The sequence below is a fragment of the Bradyrhizobium sp. U87765 SZCCT0048 genome (genome assembly GCF_018131225.1).
In the GTDB taxonomy this organism is placed as follows: domain Bacteria; phylum Pseudomonadota; class Alphaproteobacteria; order Rhizobiales; family Xanthobacteraceae; genus Bradyrhizobium_A.
In genome coordinates, this window is record NZ_JAFCMM010000005.1 from 491,859 (window position 1) to 507,277 (window position 15,419).

Consider the following 15,419-nt stretch of genomic DNA (forward strand, 5'->3'; position numbering starts at 1 on the left):
GCAGCAGCGAGCGGCGGCTCGGACGGGCGGAACGATGCGGCATGGCGAGGTCTCGCGGGGCGTGCAGGATGCTACACCATCCGCCCGCGCGCGCCATCACCGGCGACGCGCTCCGCGACAGGAGCGGGCGTGGCGACGTGCGGCAGGGCCGGCGTCGCGTCGCGCGCCGGGCGGCGCGGGGGCCGGTGTCGTGGCTCAGGCGGCACTGGTCGCGGGGGTGAACGCGGCGCGCTCCTGCGCCAGCACCGCGTCGGCATCGAGCGCGCGGATCGGAACCGACATGTCGGCGGGGATGCCGCCGGAGACCTGCAGCGACTGATAGCGCAGGCAGCACACCCGCAGGAACGAGGTGAAGTTGTCGATGCCGCCGCGCGCCTCGATGATCTCGTCGTAGAGCCTGGTGATCAGCTGGTTGACGCTCATGCCGTCGCGCCGGCCGATCTCGGCGAGCACCTGCCAGTACAGCTCCTCGAGGCGGATGCTGGTGACGACGCCATGCAGCCGCAGCGAGCGCGTGCTGGTGGCGTAGAGCGCGGGATCCGCGCCGATGAAGATCTTGCACATGGACACCTCGACGCAACGGCGGAGGACGCGACCGCCCGACGATAGCCGGGCCGCGCACGGGCGGCTACTGCTTTTGCGGCCGGGGGCTGGCGGTGACCACTGTTGCGTTCGTTCCGTCACCCTGAGGGGGTCCCGCGCAGCGGGACCCTCGAAGGGCGACGGCCCGGACGTCGATGAGCCCGGGCCGCTCATCCTTCGAGGCTCGCCTTGCTCGCACCTCAGGATGACGGGTTGAGAGGGAGCTGGTGATCGCGTGAGCCTTGCTGGGAAGCCGCGCAGCGGAGGCCCGATGCGTCGCGCGTCACGCTCGATCCGTCACCCTGAGGCGGTACCGCGCAGCGGGACCCTCGAAGGGCGACGCCGCTGCGCTGACGCCAGCAAACGCACGACTTCAGCGACAGACCTCCCTCCATTTTCAGCGTCATCACCGGGCCGGCGCGCAGCGCCGTGACCCGGTGATCCAGCTTTCTACTGACGCTCGTCGTGCGACGAGCAAGCTGGATGGTCGGATCAAGTCCGGCAATGACGCACTGGGTGTGGCGGGCTTCGAGCCCAGGTCGGAGCGGCGCAGCTTGTAGTAGTCCGCTACTACGCATGACGATCATCGTAGCACCCGGTTGTTACCCGCGGCGCGCCGGTTCGCCCTAGCGTGGCGTCATTCAACCAGCGCTGCGACCACGCGGCGCGTTCCGGGAGGCGGCCATGAATGCGACGACAAATCCGAAGACCACAGCGCTGGTGCTGATCGAATACCAGAACGACTTCACCACGCCGGGTGGCGTATTTCACGACGGCGTCAAGGATGTGATGGCGGACACCGGCATGCTCGCCAACACGGTGGCGACCGTGAATGCGGCCCGCGCCGCCGGCGTCGCCATCCTGCACACGCCGATCACCTTCGCGGAAGGCTATCGCGAGCTTACCGGCAGTCCCTATGGCATTCTCAAGGGCGTCGTCGACAATAACGCCTTTCGCAAGGGCAGCTGGGGTGCGGCGATCGTCGATGCGCTGACGCCGCAGGGCGACGACATCATCATCGAGGGCAAGCGCGGGCTCGATGCGTTCCCGAGCACCAACCTCGATTTCATCCTGCGCAGCAAGGGTATCCAGACCGTGGTGCTCGGCGGCTTCCTCACCAATTGCTGCGTCGAATCCACCATGCGCAGCGCCTACGAGCGCGGCTTCGACGTCGTCACGTTGAAGGACTGTACCGCGACGCTCAGCCGCGAGGCGCAGGAGATGGCGTTCGCACACAACTTCGGCATGTTTTCGCGCCCGATGGAGCACAAGGAGTTCCTGACGCTGCTGCAGTGAGACGGGACGGCGAGGCCCATTGCTAAACCTCTGTGTCATGGCCGGGCTCGTCCCGGCCATCCCGCTTAGGGGCGCAGTGCGTTCCTGATCGAGGTCGCCGGGACAAGCCCGGCGACGACAGTCGCTGAGATTGGTGACGACGTTTCAAGTGCGTAGCCCGGATGAGCGCAACGATATCCGGGGCCGTCCTCTCCGCCACTGTCGCCGCAGCGGCCTGCGTTTCCCCTCATGGCGAGGAGCGCGGCACCGCCGCGCGTCTCGAACCATGAGGCCGATGCGGTGCGGCATCGCCGTGTGCCATCGGTCACCGGCCTCGCTGCATCCGGGCCTCATCCTTCGAGACGCTCGCTGCGCGAGCTCCTCAGGATGAGGGAGAGGCGCGAGCCATGAATGAAGCTGGATGCGCGGGTCAAGCCCGCGCATGATGGTGGTGGGTGCCGCGACGAATCGCCCAACTCTGCGTCATGCTTGGACTCAGACAGTCTGCAGCCAGCCCCACCCCTCATGGCGAGGAGCGCGGCACGGCCGCGCGTCTCGAACCATGAGGCCGATGCGGCGCGGCGAGCAAAGCTGAATGAGCGGGGTCAAGCGCGCGCAGGACGGTGGTGTGTGTCGTGACGCACTACCAAACTCTGCGTCATGGCCGGGCTTGTCCCGGCCATCCACGTCTTCCTTGTTGAGACACCGCAAAGACGTGGACGCCCGGCACAAGGCCGGGCATGACGAGTTTAACAACAACTGCTCTGCTTCATGGGTTTCTTTTGGAGACAGGCTCCAGGATCGGGGGGAGGCGATATGCAGGAGGCGTATCGCCCTACTTTCTCACGCTCACATCCTTCACATCCGGCCGCGGGTCCGCGGTGAACCGCTCGCGGTTGGGCATGCGGATGGCGGCGAGGCTCTTGGCGTCGAGGCGGGCGTTGTCGGGCACGAGGCCGTTGAGGTTGAGCACATAGGCCGACACCGCATAGACCTCGTCGTCGGTCAGCGACTGCGGCGCGGTCAGCGGCATGGCGCGGCGGATGTAGTCGAACAGCGTCGGCGCGTACGGCCAGTAGCTGCCGACCGTCTTCACGGGCTTGGCGCTCGCCAGCGTGCCCTCGCCACCGGCAAGGCGGTCGCCGAGGCCGCCTTCGCCGCGGACGCCGTGGCATGACGCGCACTGTGCGTCGTACAGCGCGCGGCCCTGCGCCACCGTGCCGCCGCCGGGCGGCAGGCCCTCGCCATTGCGGCCGATGTCGATATCCCAGCCCTTGATCTCCTCGGCGGTCGCGGGATGGCCGAGGCCGTAGCGCCCCTGCTTTTGTCCTTGTTTTGGTTCCTGCGCTTGCGCCGGCATGACGAGCAGCAGCGCCAGCGCAGCGAGCGCCGCCACCACGAGCGCGGCGAAGATCAGCGCCGGCGGCGACTGCGACGGCGCGGGGCCCGGCCCGCGATACGGCCGCAAGCGCGTGGCGCCGTGCGACGCTCGATGCAGGCGCGGCGCGGAGGACGGCAACGCCGCGTGATGATCATGCCAGCGCATTGCTGATCTCCCCGTTCGCCGCGATCCGCCACGGCCAGATTGCGTTGTTGTGGTAGAACGAGTTGGTGCCTCGCACGGCGACGAGATCGGCGAGCGTCGGCTGCACATAGCCGGTCTCGTCGATTGCGCGGCTCTGGATCGTCGTCTCCTGGCCCTCCCAGCGCCACGGCATGCGGAAGCGGGTCAGCGCCCGTGTCAGCACCGGCGCCTGCAGCTCGGCGTCCTGCCACGATGCGCCGCCGTCCACCGACACCTCGACGCGGCTGACCTTGCCCCGCCCGCTCCAGGCAAGCCCGGTGATCTCGTGATAGCCGGTCGATGTCAGCCGCTGTCCGCCGGACGGGCGGGTGATAATCGACTTCGCCTCCATGACGAAGGTGAATTCGCGCGCGCTGCCGTCGGGCATCAGGTCGGTGTACTTCGAGGTCTCCTCGCGCGAGTAGGCCGGCTCGGCCACGGCCTTGAGCCGGCGCAGCCACTTCACGCTCATGTTGCCCTCGAAGCCCGGCAGGAACAGGCGCAGCGGATAGCCCTGCTGCGGCCGCAGCCGCTCGCCGTTCTGGCTGTAGGCGAGGAGCGCGTCGTCGAGGCACTTTTCGATCGGCACGCTGCGCGTCAGCGCGGCGGCGTCGGCACCCTCGGCGACGATCCATTTCGCCTCCGGTTTCAGCCCGGCTTCCTCGAGCACGAGGCGCAGCGGCACGCCGGTCCACTCGGCGCAACTGACAAGGCCGACGAGGTCCGACGCGGTCTTGCCATAAGGTTTGGTGTAGACCGGATTGCCCGAGCATTCGAGGAAGTGGATGCGCGACTGCGACGGAAAGCGGCGAAGCTCCTCCATGGTGAAGGTGAGGGGACGCTCGACGAGGCCGTGCAGCATCAGGCGATGCGTGGCGGGATCGATCGCCGGCACGCCGCCATGGTGGCGCTCATAGAACAGGCCGTTGGGCGTGATGATGCCATCGAGATCCTGCAGCGGCGTGCGGCTCGATGCCGAGATGTACTGTGGCAGGGTTTTGGAGATGTTTCTGACCACGTCCTTCTCGAACGGCGAGGGCAGGCCATAGGGCTGCTCGCCGGTCGGCGCGCCCGGCGCCTTCATCCATTCCGGCACATGCGGCGGCAGGTTGCCGGCGCCTTGCGCGGCCGGCTCTGCGGCGCGCGCGGTCGCGGCGAGGCTGCCAGCCGCAAGCCCGCCCGCCACCGCGCCGCGCAGCACGCTGCGGCGGGACGGCGCGGGATCGTCGGAGTGGTCGGCGCGCGGATGGTCCACGCCCGGGCGCGTGCGGATGCTCATGTCATCTCCTGTCGGATCGCGTCCTGTCGGATGACGGCGCCGCGGCACACGCAGCGTCGTCGCGGGCAGGCTGTCATGGCCCGCGCGGCGCACGCAAGCGGTGGCCGGTAGTTTGGAAGGCGTTGCTGGCCTGCCGGCCGCGCATGGCAGGAAATGGTCGGCGCTCGCGCCGGCGCAGGCAAATCATTTGTGCGTCATCGCGCGGGACCGCTGCAACGCAGCGCGAAGGTGCAGCGGTTGCGCGAAGATGATTCCGGTGCACGAGCGTCGTATCGTGACGCGGCACATCCTGCAGCTGTTCGGGTGGCTCAGCCCTTTGCCCTCATGGTGAGGAGCGCGGCACCGCCGCGTGTCTCGAACCATGAGGCCGGAGTGGTGCTGGGCGCGTGCACGTCGTCGGCACACGCGCCAGCGTTTGGGGCCTCATCCTTCGAGACGCGGCTTTCGCCGCTCCTCAGGATGAGGAGAGAGTACGCGAGGAAGAGGGAAGGGGCGCGCGGCCGACCAGATCGTAGCCCGGATGAGCGCAGCGATATCCGGGGCGATCCTCTCCGCCAGCTCTGCCGCATGGCGATCCCGTATGTCGCTTCGCTCATGCGCGCTACGTCGCTGCAGCTGTTCGGGTGGCTCAGCCCTTTGCCCTCATGGTGAGGAGCGCGGCACCGCCGCGCGTCTCGAACCATGAGGCCGGGGTGGTGCTGGGCGCGTGCACGTCGTCGGCACACGCGCCGGCGTTTGGGGCCTCATCCTTCGAGACGCGGCTTTCGTCGCTCCTCAGGATGAGGAGGGAGGGCCGCGCCGCGCGTTACGCCGCCCGCACCGTCGACAGGAAATTCTGCACCTCGCTCTTGAGGCGCTGGCTCTGCTGGGCGAGCGCCTGTGCAGACGCGTGGACCTGGGCGGAGGCCGCGCCGGTCTCGCCGGCGCCGCGGGTGACGTCGGCGATGTGGGCGGCGACGTCGGCGGTGCCGCTGGTCGCCTGCTGCACGTTGCGGGCGATCTCCTGCGTCGCCGCGCCCTGCTGCTGCACGGCGGCGGCGATCGAGGCGGCGATGTCGGACATCCGGCCGATGGTGCCGCCGATCGCCTCGATCGCGGCGACGGAGTCGCGCGTCGTGGTCTGCAGCGCGGTGATCTGCAGCGTGATGTCGGAGGTCGCCTGTGCGGTCTGGCCGGCGAGCTGCTTGACCTCGGAGGCGACCACCGCGAAGCCGCGGCCGGCGTTGCCGGCACGCGCCGCCTCGATGGTGGCGTTGAGCGCCAGCAGGTTGGTCTGGTGGGCGATCGCGGTGATCAGCCTGACGACGTCGCCGATGCGCTCGGCGGCGCGCGCCATCTCGGCGATGCGTGCATTGGTGTCGCCGGCCTGGCGCACCGCCTCGGTGGCGATGCGGGTGGATTCGCCGACCTGACGGCCGATCTCGCCGACCGACGACGACATCTCCTCGGTTGCCGCCGCCACCGAACGGACGTTGTCGGAAGCGAGCGTCGAGGCAGCGGCGACGGTGGTCGACAGCTGGCGGGTGCGGTCGGCGTTGTGGGTCAGCGTGTCGGCGGAGCCTTCGAGGCCGTCGGCGGCGTGCGACAGCGTCTCGATGACGTCGCCAACGGTGCGCTCGAAGCCATCGGCGAGGCGATCCATCTCGTGGCGGCGTTGGGCGGCGGCAAGGCGGTCCTGTTCGGCGCGCGCGTCGGCCTCGCGCTGCGCCTGCGCGACGACATGGGCCTTGAAGCCCTCGATCGCCTGCGCCATGTCGCCGATCTCGTCGTGGCGGCCAAGGCCCGGCAGCACGATGGAGAGATCACCGGCGGCAAGCTGCTGCATGGCGCGCGCCATCCGCGCGATGGCGCCGGCGACGCGGCTCGCCACCATGAAAATGGCGAGGCCCGTGACGAGGGTGGCGAGCGCGATGGTCCAGGTCAGCGTGCGGCGCAATTCCGCGGCGCTGCGCTCGGCGGCGGCGTAGCGCGCGTCGGCGGCGTTGAGCGCGGCCTGCAGCGCCGGGCGGTTGCGGCCATAGAGCGTGGCGAGGTCGTCGATCTCTTCCGTCAGCGAGCCCTGCGACACCAGCACCGCGGTGAAGGCGCCGTCGTAAGCCTGCACCAGCTTGTTCAGGTCGGCCTTGACGTCGTCGGGCAGCGCCGCGCCTGCGAGCTTGCCCTGGAACGCCTCGACATGGGCTTTCAGCGTGTCGCCGAACTTCTCGTTGCCGCTGAGCAGGAAATCCTTTTCGTCGCGGCGCATCGCCAGCATCTCGACCGCGAGCGCCGGCGCATCGAGCGGCGCGAGGCGGGCCTCGAGCGCGCGAGCCGCGGCGCCGAGCTTGCCGAGCAGGCCCTGCTCGGGCTTGAGGCCGAGCACGCGCTGTGCCGACACCACGTTCTGGAAGCGCACGGCATACTGGTTGATGCCCGGGCGCAGCATCGCCGCGGCCTTGAGCGGATCGTCCGCCGGCAGCGGCGCGATCGTCGCCTCGATGGTGGCGAGATCGTCGGCGGCGCGCGCCAGCGTGTCGGCATGGCTCTTGATGCGGGCGTCGTCGTGCTTGCGAAGGAATTCGTCGGCGATCTGCCCGGCCTCGAGATAGCTTTCCGACAGCCGCGTGACGGCGAGACGCAGCGCGACGCTGGACGCCGATTCGTCCTGCACGCGCGAGGCGACATGGAGGCCGGCGAGGCTGATGCCGCCGGCGATCACCGCGCCGGCAATGCCGAGGGTGACGATCTTCGAGCGCAATCCGAAGCGGAAGCGATCCGCGAGCGCGCGCGGGAAACGAGTCAGGCGCAGAAACTGGTGCATCGTACCAACGGTTGTTGTTGAAATGCGGCCCCCGCCACGCGCGCCGACTATCATTCGAGTCGTAACGAAAGCCTGAATATTGAATTCAGCATTGCATCTACGCTCAGAAAATCATGCGCGATGACTGCGACATGATCGCCGCGTGTCGCCGGCACGAAGCACGTGTGACAATACGATGAAGTGATGCGGCGTGCGTGCGCAATGGTGTCGGAAAGGTTGCAATGGCCGCTGTGATGTCGTGACACGTTGTGTGAGCTGATGATCGCGGAGTGTGCGATGATTTTGTGCTGATGTTCGGCGCGTCGACGCAAGATTCATTGCGCGCGGCGCGGTGTCAGGAGATGGTTTTCGCAGGCCTGGCTCAATCAAGTGATGCCGCGCCGCCGCCTCCGCATGTCGCTGCGTTCATTTGGGCGACGCGGGCGATGCTGTGGCGCGGATGATCCTGTGGCGCGGCTGAGCACGCACGACATGCCGACTCCACCCCGTCATCCTGAGGTGCGAGCGTCAGCGAGCCTCGAAGGATAAGCGGCCGAGGTGCCGCCGCGTGTGCACGCCTGTCACACACGGCGCCCCACGCGAGCTTTACCGCACGAACGAGAACAGCATGTGCCGGAGCATGCGCTCGACGCGCACGCCGTGGCGGGCGTGGTGGGCGTAGCGGCGGTGGCGGGAGGCGCGTGGCGCGGCGGCTTCGTCGGCATCCGTGCTGGCGGTCATGGTGCGCGGGCCGCCGAGGCTGTCGCCGATGGTGTCGAAGTTCGCCTTCTGCTCGTCGCTCAGCGTGCCATAGACGCTGTCGAGCGCGCCGCGCACGGTGGTCACCGCCTGCAGCATGGTGTCGAGCCGGCGGCCGATCGCGGCGAGGCGCGCCGGCGGCGTTACGGCATGATCGTCGGCGCAGGCCGATGCCTGGAGCAGGTCGGCGGCTTTCGCGGCCGCGGCCTGCAGGTCGTCGAAGCCCTTGTGCTGGGCGTCGGTCGGCTTGACGGTGGCGTTGATCTGCGCGGCGGGCCATGCGGTGAGGCCGGTGTCGGGCGCGGCGCCGGTGCAGCTCTTCGGTGCGGCCGGCGCGGCGGAGCCGACCGTGGTCGGCGTGCGGTGCCGGGCGGTGCGATCACCGGCGCCCGCAAGGCCAATGAGCTTCTCTTTCTGTTCGTCGCTGAGCTGGCCGTAGAACGCATCGAGCGGCGGCTGCACGGTCTTCACCGCGGAGACCATCGCCTCGATACGCTGCTGCATGATGGCAAGGCGGCGCGGCGCGGTGAGCGCGATGTCGGTGGGGCAGGCGGCCTTCAGCGTCTGCGCCGCCTGGGCGGAGGCGCCGGACAGCGTATCGAGCGCGCTCGCCTGCGTGTCGGTGAGCTGCAGGCTGGCGCGCACCTGGTCGAGCGGCAGGCCGGCGATGTCCCTGCTGTCCTCGCCGCACATCCGCGCGAGGCTCGCTTCGTCGTCGGCGGTCGCAGCGCCCGCGGCGTTGTTCGCCGCGGCCGTGGTGGCCGGCGTGCGCCGCGCCTGCGGCAGGTAGCCGGCATAGCCGGTGAGATCGTCATAGGCATAGGGCGAGAACAGCCCGGCATAGAGATCGGGATAGCCGTAGCCCCAGAAGGAATCGTCGTAGGTGTCGCCCCACAGCGCGTAGCCATAGAGATCGTCGTAGGCGAACGGCCAGAACAGCGGCCCGACCCAGCCATAGCCGCCATTGCCGTGGCGCCACCAGCCATGGCCGCCATGGTGCCAGGCGACGGTGGCGAGCGAGGACGCGATCATGGCGCGGGCGCGCGGATCGCGCAGCGCGCCGCCGGTGTGGAAGGCCTGATGAATCGGCTGCGACTGCAGTGCGCCGTGGACGGAAGCTGCGCTCCAGCGCATGTGCGTGGCCCGCATGTTCAGCGCCGCTGCGCCAGCGCCGCCGGCGATCGCCGCGGCGCGGCCGCCGTGGGCGGCGAAGCTTCGGGCGGTGCGGCCGCCGCGCGGGGCATGCACGGCGTGGCTGGCAAAGGCACGGCCGCCGCCCCGCGGGCCGGCGAAGCGCGCGCCGGGATGGAAGCCGCCACCACCGCGGAATCCGGCGCCACCGCGGAAGCCGCCGCCGGCGAAATGCGGCGCGCCGCCGCGGAAACCACCACCGCCGAAATGCGCTCCGCCGCCATGGAAGCCACCGCCATGGAAGCCACCGCCACCGCCGTGAAAGCCGCCACCGCCACCGCGGCCACCGCCGCCGGGCCCGCGTGGCGCGGCGCCCGCCGGCAGCGCGATCAGCGCCGCGGCGAGGATGGCCGCGAGCGTCCAGGTGACTGTCGATGTCCGTGAAACGGGCCGCATCAAGGTCAGCATGGCATCCCCCGCTGCGACATGGGAGTGCGACTTGGGAGACGGAAGCCTTTGAAGCGTGAGTCTCAATTCGTGGGGCGGAAAATGGTTCCGGGGTGCGCCGCGGGATCGCCGCAAAGATGGCCGGCGGGCGCCCCGGCGCCTTGCAACCATGGCCGTGCGGGGCCAAATGGCTGGAACCGGCGCATCATGCGCGACACAACCGGCCGCGATGACCGTGGCCGACAGGGGAGGTTTCGAGGTGGCTGACACGACCGGACTGCAACTGCGTTCGCTGATCACGACGGATGGCGAGCTTCAGCTCTCGCTGGCGCGCGTCGCCATTCCCGAGCCCGCCGCCGACGAGGTGGTGGTGCGCATCGAGGCGACGCCGATCAATCCCTCTGACCTCGGCCTGCTGATCGGTCCGGCCGATCCGGCGAGCTTCACCACCTCCGGCAGCGGCGACGACACCGTGGTGCGCGCGAAGGTGCCGCAGGCGGCGCTGGCCGGGCTCGCCGCGCGTCTCGGCGAGGCGATGCCGGTCGGCAACGAGGGCGCCGGCACGGTGATTGCGGCGGGCAGCAGTGCTGCCGCACAGGCGCTCAAGGGCAAGCTGGTGGCGATCATCGGCGGCGCGATGTACGCGCAGTACCGCGTCATCAAGGCGGCGGACTGCCTGCCGCTGCCGGCGGGCGCAAGCGCCGCCGACGGCGCGTCGTGCTTCGTCAATCCGCTGACCTCGCTCGGCATGGTCGAGACGATGCGCCGCGAGGGCCACACCGCGCTGGTGCACACGGCAGCCGCCTCCAATCTCGGCCAGATGCTCAACCGTATCTGCCTCAAGGACGGCATCGGCCTTGTCAACATCGTGCGCAGCGCGGAGCAGGAGAAAATCCTGCGCGACATCGGCGCGACGCATGTGGTGAATTCCACGGCGCCGACGTTCACGGCGGACCTGACACAGGCGCTGGTCGAGACCGGCGCGACGCTGGCGTTCGACGCCATCGGCGGCGGCCGGCTCGCCGGCCAGATCCTCAACGCCATGGAGACGGCGATCAACAGCCGCGCCAAGGCCTACAGCCGCTATGGCTCGAATGTGCACAAGCAGGTCTATGTCTATGGCAGCCTCGACACCGGCCCGATCGAACTGTCGCGCGGTTTCGGCATGGCCTGGGGCGTCGGCGGCTGGCTGCTGTTCCCGTTCCTGATGAAGGCCGGCGCGGAGACCGGCGCGCGTCTGCGCGCGCGGGTGCTGGCGGAATTGAAGACGACCTTCGCCAGCCACTACACCCGCGTGGTGTCGCTGCGCGAGGCGCTCGATCTCAACAACATCGCCGTCTACAACAAGCGCGCGACCGGCGAGAAATTCCTGATCGATCCGAGCAAGGGATAGTTCGCCGCGCGCGTGGTGATACGCGGGGCAGTCGATCGACCGTGTCACGCGTCACGTAAACCCTCATGGTGAGGAGCGCGGCACCGCCGCGCGTCTCGAACCATGAGGCCGTGGCATCGCGGCGACGATGCGATGGGGCCTCATCCTTCGAGACGCTGGCTGCGGCGCTTCCCAGAGTCTAGCCGGAAATGCAGTCGCCGACCTTAGTTTCGTCGTCGCCGGGCTTGTCACGGCGACCTCGATCAGGAAGGCAGCGGGGTGGCCGGGGCAAGCCCGGCCACGACAAGACAATGAAAGAGGGAGAGCGCTGTGGCGTCATCCTGATCTGAGTCTTAGTGTGCGATGATCCGGTGGCTGAAATGAGTGCTTGTGATGAGTTCCTGCAGTCCGTGCATGACAGCTTTCCGGTCGAGCCGGTGCCTGTGAAATTCTTCTGGCCGCAGAGCAAGCGTGCGCCGGGCGATGATCTGTCCTACGAACTGACGAGCCGGCTCGTCCTGCGTCGCTGGACCGACGTCGCGTTGCTGGACTGGACGATGATTGGGTCTCCCGGGGTGGCACGACAGTTCCTCGAACCGGCCGCGTTCGCCTACTATCTGCCCTCGGTTCTCGTCGGCGTCTTTTCGGATCTCGGCTATCGCGAGTTTGCCATCAATGCGGTGTTGCCGTTCAACCAGGATCGCCGCCCGCGGGACGCATGGTGGTTTGCGTTCGTTGCGTCGTTGTCGCCGGCTCAGCGCACGGCAATCGCACGGTTTCCTGCGGCCGCGCGCGAGGCGCTCGGTGCCACCCTCGACGAGTGGACCGAGATGGAATTGTCGACTGTGCAGGCCTTATGGCCGCGGTGATGGCGTGCCCTGTGCGTACCTGCCGCAACGGATACGCCGATATAGAGCGTGCGAGATCCCTCATGGTGAGGAGCGTGGCACCGCCGCGCGTCTCGAACCATGAGGCCGAGGCATCGCGGCGACGATGCGATGGGGCCTCATCCTTCGAGACGCGGCTTCGCCGCTCCTCAGGATGAAGGGCAGCGCTGTCGCGCCTGAGGCGTTGCCGCAGCTGAGAGCATATCGTTTTTCTCTCCGTCATCACCGGGCCGGCGCGCCAGCGCCGTGACCCGGTGATCCAACTTTAAAAAGCGTACGTCGAGTCGCGAGAAAGCTGGATTGCCGGGTCTTCGCCCGGCAATGACGGAGTGGGTGTGGTCGGCGCCAAAACCTACCGGACAGCCGTGGATCGAGTCCGGCAATGACGCTGAATGTGGAGCGGGTGGGGGCGCGCCTGACGCAGCGGGCGCCACGGATGCGCGCTGTGTTCATCCTCATGGTGAGGAGCGCGGCACCGCCGCGCGTCTCGAACCATGAGGCCGTGGCGTTGCGGCGACGATGGGATGGGGCCTCATCCTTCGAGACGCGGCTTCGCCGCTCCTCAGGATGAGGGGCAGTGCTGTCGCGCCTGAAGCGTTGCCGCAGCAGAGAGCATATCGTTTTTCTCTCCGTCATCACCGGGCCGGCGCGTCAGCGCCGTGACCCGGTGATCCAGCTTGCGGACGCCCGTCGTGTGGTGAGCCAGCTGGATTGCCGGATCGAGTCCGGCAATGACGCTGAGTATGGAGTGAGCGCGGTGCGATCCTGACAGCTGCCGACAGCGGCCGGCACACCCCTCAGCTCGCGCGCAGCACCGCGACGACGCCGCTGGCGAGCAGGCGCTCGTCGTGCTTCTTCCAGGCGAGGGCCCGCCGCTCGGGGGTGAGCAGACCGCGCGTCTCGGCGAGGATCATCCAGGTGAAACCCCACCAGTCGGACACCATGTCCTCGTAGTCGCCGAGGTCGTAGCCGTGCTTGAGCGCGAACACGTAGGCCTTCTTCGGCGTCAGCTTGTCCAGCCACTTGTGGTCGGCGGCGGTGAGATCGTCGTCGTCGAAATCGTCCAGCGTGTAGCCCCAGATGGTCTGGCAGACGCGATTGAACTCGCGGTCGATATCCTCGTCCGCGCCACTCCAGGCATGCACCCGCTCAAGCTCCCCGCAATAGAGACTGATACGCTTCAGGCATACAACATCTTGTTTCAGCGCGCCCATCGGTCCACCTGTGGTGTGAATCAGTTGAGAGCCCATCGTACATAAATCTTGATAATGTTCTATCTTTGTTCTTAAGTTCGGTTAACTTTTTTCAAACCTGGCGCCGGCGCGGACCGGCCCGCGGTTGCGGGCCGGTGGCGGGGCGCGGCAAGGAGACGGGCATGGACGGCGGCCACGACGGACGTCTGGCGAAACCGCTCGGGTTCAGGCTGCCGGTCACGGAGCGGCAGATCTCATCGCGGCGGCGCGACATCGCGCGGCTGCGCCATGACATCCGCCTGCAGCAGGCCGAGATGCAGCTGCTGATCGCCAACGATCTCGACTGCGCCAATGCTGCGACGCTGCTGCTGCGCATGCGCCGCCGTCTCGCCGATCTCATCGCCGAGCGCGACGCGATGATGATCGCTCTGCTGCAGCCCGGCGCCGGCGCGCCGCCGCGGCCGCATGGCTGATCGGAAACTGTGGCCGCCGCGCCTCTGGCGCTGCGGCGATCGCGCCCCTACATGCGCTCGCACCCGGTGGTGTCGAAGGCTGCGCCGTGCCGGCGCCGCGCGATCCCAATGCCGCCGAGGTCACAGAAACAGCCGGCCATGTGCCGGCGCAAGACGCAGGGAAACCCCATGTCGCTGTCCATCTACGATCTCACCGTGCCGACGCTGCAGCGCGGCCTGCGCACGCTGTCGTTCTATCTCGATCGCGCGCAGGCCTTCGCCGACGAGCGCAAGTTCGAGGTGTCGGTGCTGCTCAATGCGCGCCTTGCGCCGGACATGCTGCCGTTCACCGGCCAGGTGCAGCGCGCCAGCGACACGGCCAAGGGCGGCGTGGCGCGGCTCACCGGCGTCGAGGCGCCGGGCTTTCCCGACACCGAAACCACGGTAGCTGAACTCAAGGAACGTCTGGCGAAGACCATCGCGTTTCTCGATGGCGTGACGCGGGCGCAGTTCGAGGGCAGCGCCGAGCGCGTCATCGAGTTCCGCGCGCTGCCGACCATGCCGGGCGCGGCCCATCTCGTGGCGTTCGTGCTGCCGAACTTCTTCTTCCACCTCGCCACCGCCCACGACATCCTGCGTCACAATGGCGTCGCCATCGGCAAGCGCGACTATCTCGGCGCCAACAACCCTTGACGGGCGGGGCGCGAGCGCCGATAACGCCGTCATGATCGCTCGCGCCACCACCATGTGCCGCTATTACGCGCCCTCCCCATAGGAGCGGCGTGTTCGATCTGTTGTGACTGAACCATGCCGCCGCCGAGGCGGCATTGTTCTTTGTCCTCCGCCTCGTCGGCGGCGCCAATCGAGGTGCTGCCATGCCGACGCCGCCATCGCCTGTCATCGAAGTTCCACCACCGCCGCCGCTCATTCGCGCCGCGCGGCGCAAGGACATTGCCGCGCTCGTGGCGATGATCTCGGCGCTCGCCGCCCATCATGGCGATGCCTCGAGCATCGACGAGATGCGCCTCGAACGCGACGCGTTCTGCGCCACGCCATGGATTCATTTTCTGGTGGCGGAGGCCGATGGCGAGGTCGTTGGCTTCGCCGCGCTGCGGCCGTTCTACTCCGCGCCGCAAGGCGTGCGTGCCATGGAGCTGCACAATCTGTTCGTCGTGCCGTCCTGGCGCGGCCGCGCCGTCGGCCGCGCGCTGGTCGAGGCGGCGCTGCAGCATGCGCGCGGGCGCGGCTGCCGCAGCTTCAGCGTCGGCACGGCGACGGACAATGCGGCTGCGCGCGCATTCTACTGCCATCTCGGCTTCGAGGCCGCCCCCGTCCCGGGGCCACGCTTTCGCGTCGCCGTGGAGCCGGTGCCGCAGAAGGCGTGAAGCGTTCGTCGGATGGTGAGCAAGCTGGATTGCCGGATCGAGTCCGGCAATGACGCAGAACCTGGAATGGGCGCCGTGCACCGACCCCTCATGGTGAGGAGCGCGGCACCGCCGCGCGTCTCGAACCATGAGGCCGAAGCGTTGCAGAGACGATGCGATGGGGCCTCATCCTTCGAGACGCGGCTGCGCCGCTCCTCAGGATGAGGGGAGATGATGGCGCGCAAATAGTTGTGACGAGCGGAAGCGCCTCCACCCACTCTCCGTCATCACCGGGCCGGCGCGCAGCGCCGTGACCCGGTGATCCAGCTTTAACA

The 15,419-nt window shown here is 68.6% G+C and carries 13 protein-coding genes; 7 read left to right on the top strand and 6 right to left on the bottom strand.

The features are described from left to right. Positions 1-195: 195 nt before the first annotated feature. The gene (locus JQ639_RS28910) at positions 196-564 is read right to left on the bottom strand and encodes a ribbon-helix-helix domain-containing protein (protein ID WP_211962861.1); all 369 of its coding nucleotides are present in this window, start codon (positions 562-564) and stop codon (positions 196-198) included. Between the two features lie 702 nt (positions 565-1,266). Between JQ639_RS28910 and JQ639_RS28915 the strand changes: the two genes are divergently transcribed. Next, on the top strand, positions 1,267-1,878 hold the full coding sequence (locus JQ639_RS28915) for a cysteine hydrolase family protein (protein WP_211962863.1): 612 nt from the start codon (positions 1,267-1,269) through the stop codon (positions 1,876-1,878). 814 nt (positions 1,879-2,692) lie between these two features. Here JQ639_RS28915 and JQ639_RS28920 read toward each other — a convergent pair. From JQ639_RS28920 to JQ639_RS28935, 4 genes are all read right to left on the bottom strand, one after another. Beyond that, complete coding sequence (locus JQ639_RS28920) at positions 2,693-3,217, bottom strand: c-type cytochrome (RefSeq protein WP_211964937.1); 525 nt, start codon at positions 3,215-3,217, stop codon at positions 2,693-2,695. A gap of 172 nt (positions 3,218-3,389) precedes the next feature. Next, a complete protein-coding gene (soxC, locus tag JQ639_RS28925; protein WP_211962865.1) occupies positions 3,390-4,700 on the bottom strand; it encodes a sulfite dehydrogenase in 1,311 nt (436 codons plus the stop codon). Positions 4,701-5,505: 805 nt separating this feature from the next. Then, a complete protein-coding gene (locus JQ639_RS28930; RefSeq protein ID WP_211962867.1) occupies positions 5,506-7,500 on the bottom strand; it encodes a methyl-accepting chemotaxis protein in 1,995 nt (664 codons plus the stop codon). 585 nt (positions 7,501-8,085) lie between these two features. Beyond that, a complete protein-coding gene (locus tag JQ639_RS28935) occupies positions 8,086-9,837 on the bottom strand; it encodes a Spy/CpxP family protein refolding chaperone (RefSeq protein ID WP_249122838.1) in 1,752 nt (583 codons plus the stop codon). Between the two features lie 238 nt (positions 9,838-10,075). Here JQ639_RS28935 and JQ639_RS28940 point away from each other — a divergent pair, with 238 nt between their 5' ends. The 3 genes from JQ639_RS28940 (at position 10,076) to JQ639_RS28950 (ending at position 12,844) form a co-directional block, all read left to right on the top strand. Then, entirely contained in the window at positions 10,076-11,209 is a 1,134-nt protein-coding gene (locus tag JQ639_RS28940; RefSeq protein WP_211962869.1) for a zinc-binding dehydrogenase, read from the top strand. 350 nt (positions 11,210-11,559) lie between these two features. Then, on the top strand, positions 11,560-12,057 hold the full coding sequence (locus JQ639_RS28945) for a hypothetical protein (protein ID WP_211962871.1): 498 nt from the start codon (positions 11,560-11,562) through the stop codon (positions 12,055-12,057). A 595-nt stretch (positions 12,058-12,652) separates the two neighbouring features. After that, positions 12,653-12,844 carry a hypothetical protein gene (locus JQ639_RS28950; protein ID WP_211962875.1) on the top strand — a complete coding sequence of 64 codons (192 nt, stop codon included), beginning with the start codon at positions 12,653-12,655 and terminating at the stop codon, positions 12,842-12,844. Between the two features lie 28 nt (positions 12,845-12,872). On the opposite strand, the gene JQ639_RS28955 is transcribed toward JQ639_RS28950, so the two are convergent. Further along, a complete protein-coding gene (locus tag JQ639_RS28955) occupies positions 12,873-13,220 on the bottom strand; it encodes a hypothetical protein (protein ID WP_349644652.1) in 348 nt (115 codons plus the stop codon). A gap of 230 nt (positions 13,221-13,450) precedes the next feature. Between JQ639_RS28955 and JQ639_RS28960 the strand changes: the two genes are divergently transcribed. The 3 genes from JQ639_RS28960 (at position 13,451) to JQ639_RS28970 (ending at position 15,105) form a co-directional block, all read left to right on the top strand. Continuing rightward, positions 13,451-13,741: a hypothetical protein gene (locus tag JQ639_RS28960; protein WP_211962877.1), complete on the top strand. Its 291-nt coding sequence runs from the start codon at positions 13,451-13,453 to the stop codon at positions 13,739-13,741. A gap of 168 nt (positions 13,742-13,909) precedes the next feature. Continuing rightward, positions 13,910-14,413 (top strand): DUF1993 domain-containing protein, encoded by a 504-nt coding sequence (locus JQ639_RS28965; RefSeq protein WP_211962879.1) that lies wholly within the window; start codon positions 13,910-13,912, stop codon positions 14,411-14,413. A gap of 182 nt (positions 14,414-14,595) precedes the next feature. Next, the gene (locus JQ639_RS28970; protein ID WP_211962881.1) at positions 14,596-15,105 is read left to right on the top strand and encodes a GNAT family N-acetyltransferase; all 510 of its coding nucleotides are present in this window, start codon (positions 14,596-14,598) and stop codon (positions 15,103-15,105) included. Positions 15,106-15,419 lie beyond the last annotated feature (314 nt).

What these genes read in the sequence shown, in the direction of transcription:
- JQ639_RS28915 (WP_211962863.1), top strand. Translation starts at nt 1,267, where the DNA reads ATGAATGCGACGACAAATCCGAAGACCACAGCGCTGGTGCTGATCGAA.
- JQ639_RS28970 (WP_211962881.1), top strand. Translation starts at nt 14,596, where the DNA reads ATGCCGACGCCGCCATCGCCTGTCATCGAAGTTCCACCACCGCCGCCG.
- JQ639_RS28965 (WP_211962879.1), top strand. Translation starts at nt 13,910, where the DNA reads ATGTCGCTGTCCATCTACGATCTCACCGTGCCGACGCTGCAGCGCGGC.
- JQ639_RS28935 (WP_249122838.1), bottom strand. Translation starts at nt 9,837, where the DNA reads ATGCTGACCTTGATGCGGCCCGTTTCACGGACATCGACAGTCACCTGG.
- soxC (WP_211962865.1), bottom strand. Translation starts at nt 4,700, where the DNA reads ATGAGCATCCGCACGCGCCCGGGCGTGGACCATCCGCGCGCCGACCAC.
- JQ639_RS28920 (WP_211964937.1), bottom strand. Translation starts at nt 3,217, where the DNA reads ATGCCGGCGCAAGCGCAGGAACCAAAACAAGGACAAAAGCAGGGGCGC.
- JQ639_RS28930 (WP_211962867.1), bottom strand. Translation starts at nt 7,500, where the DNA reads ATGCACCAGTTTCTGCGCCTGACTCGTTTCCCGCGCGCGCTCGCGGAT.
- JQ639_RS28960 (WP_211962877.1), top strand. Translation starts at nt 13,451, where the DNA reads ATGGACGGCGGCCACGACGGACGTCTGGCGAAACCGCTCGGGTTCAGG.
- JQ639_RS28910 (WP_211962861.1), bottom strand. Translation starts at nt 564, where the DNA reads ATGTGCAAGATCTTCATCGGCGCGGATCCCGCGCTCTACGCCACCAGC.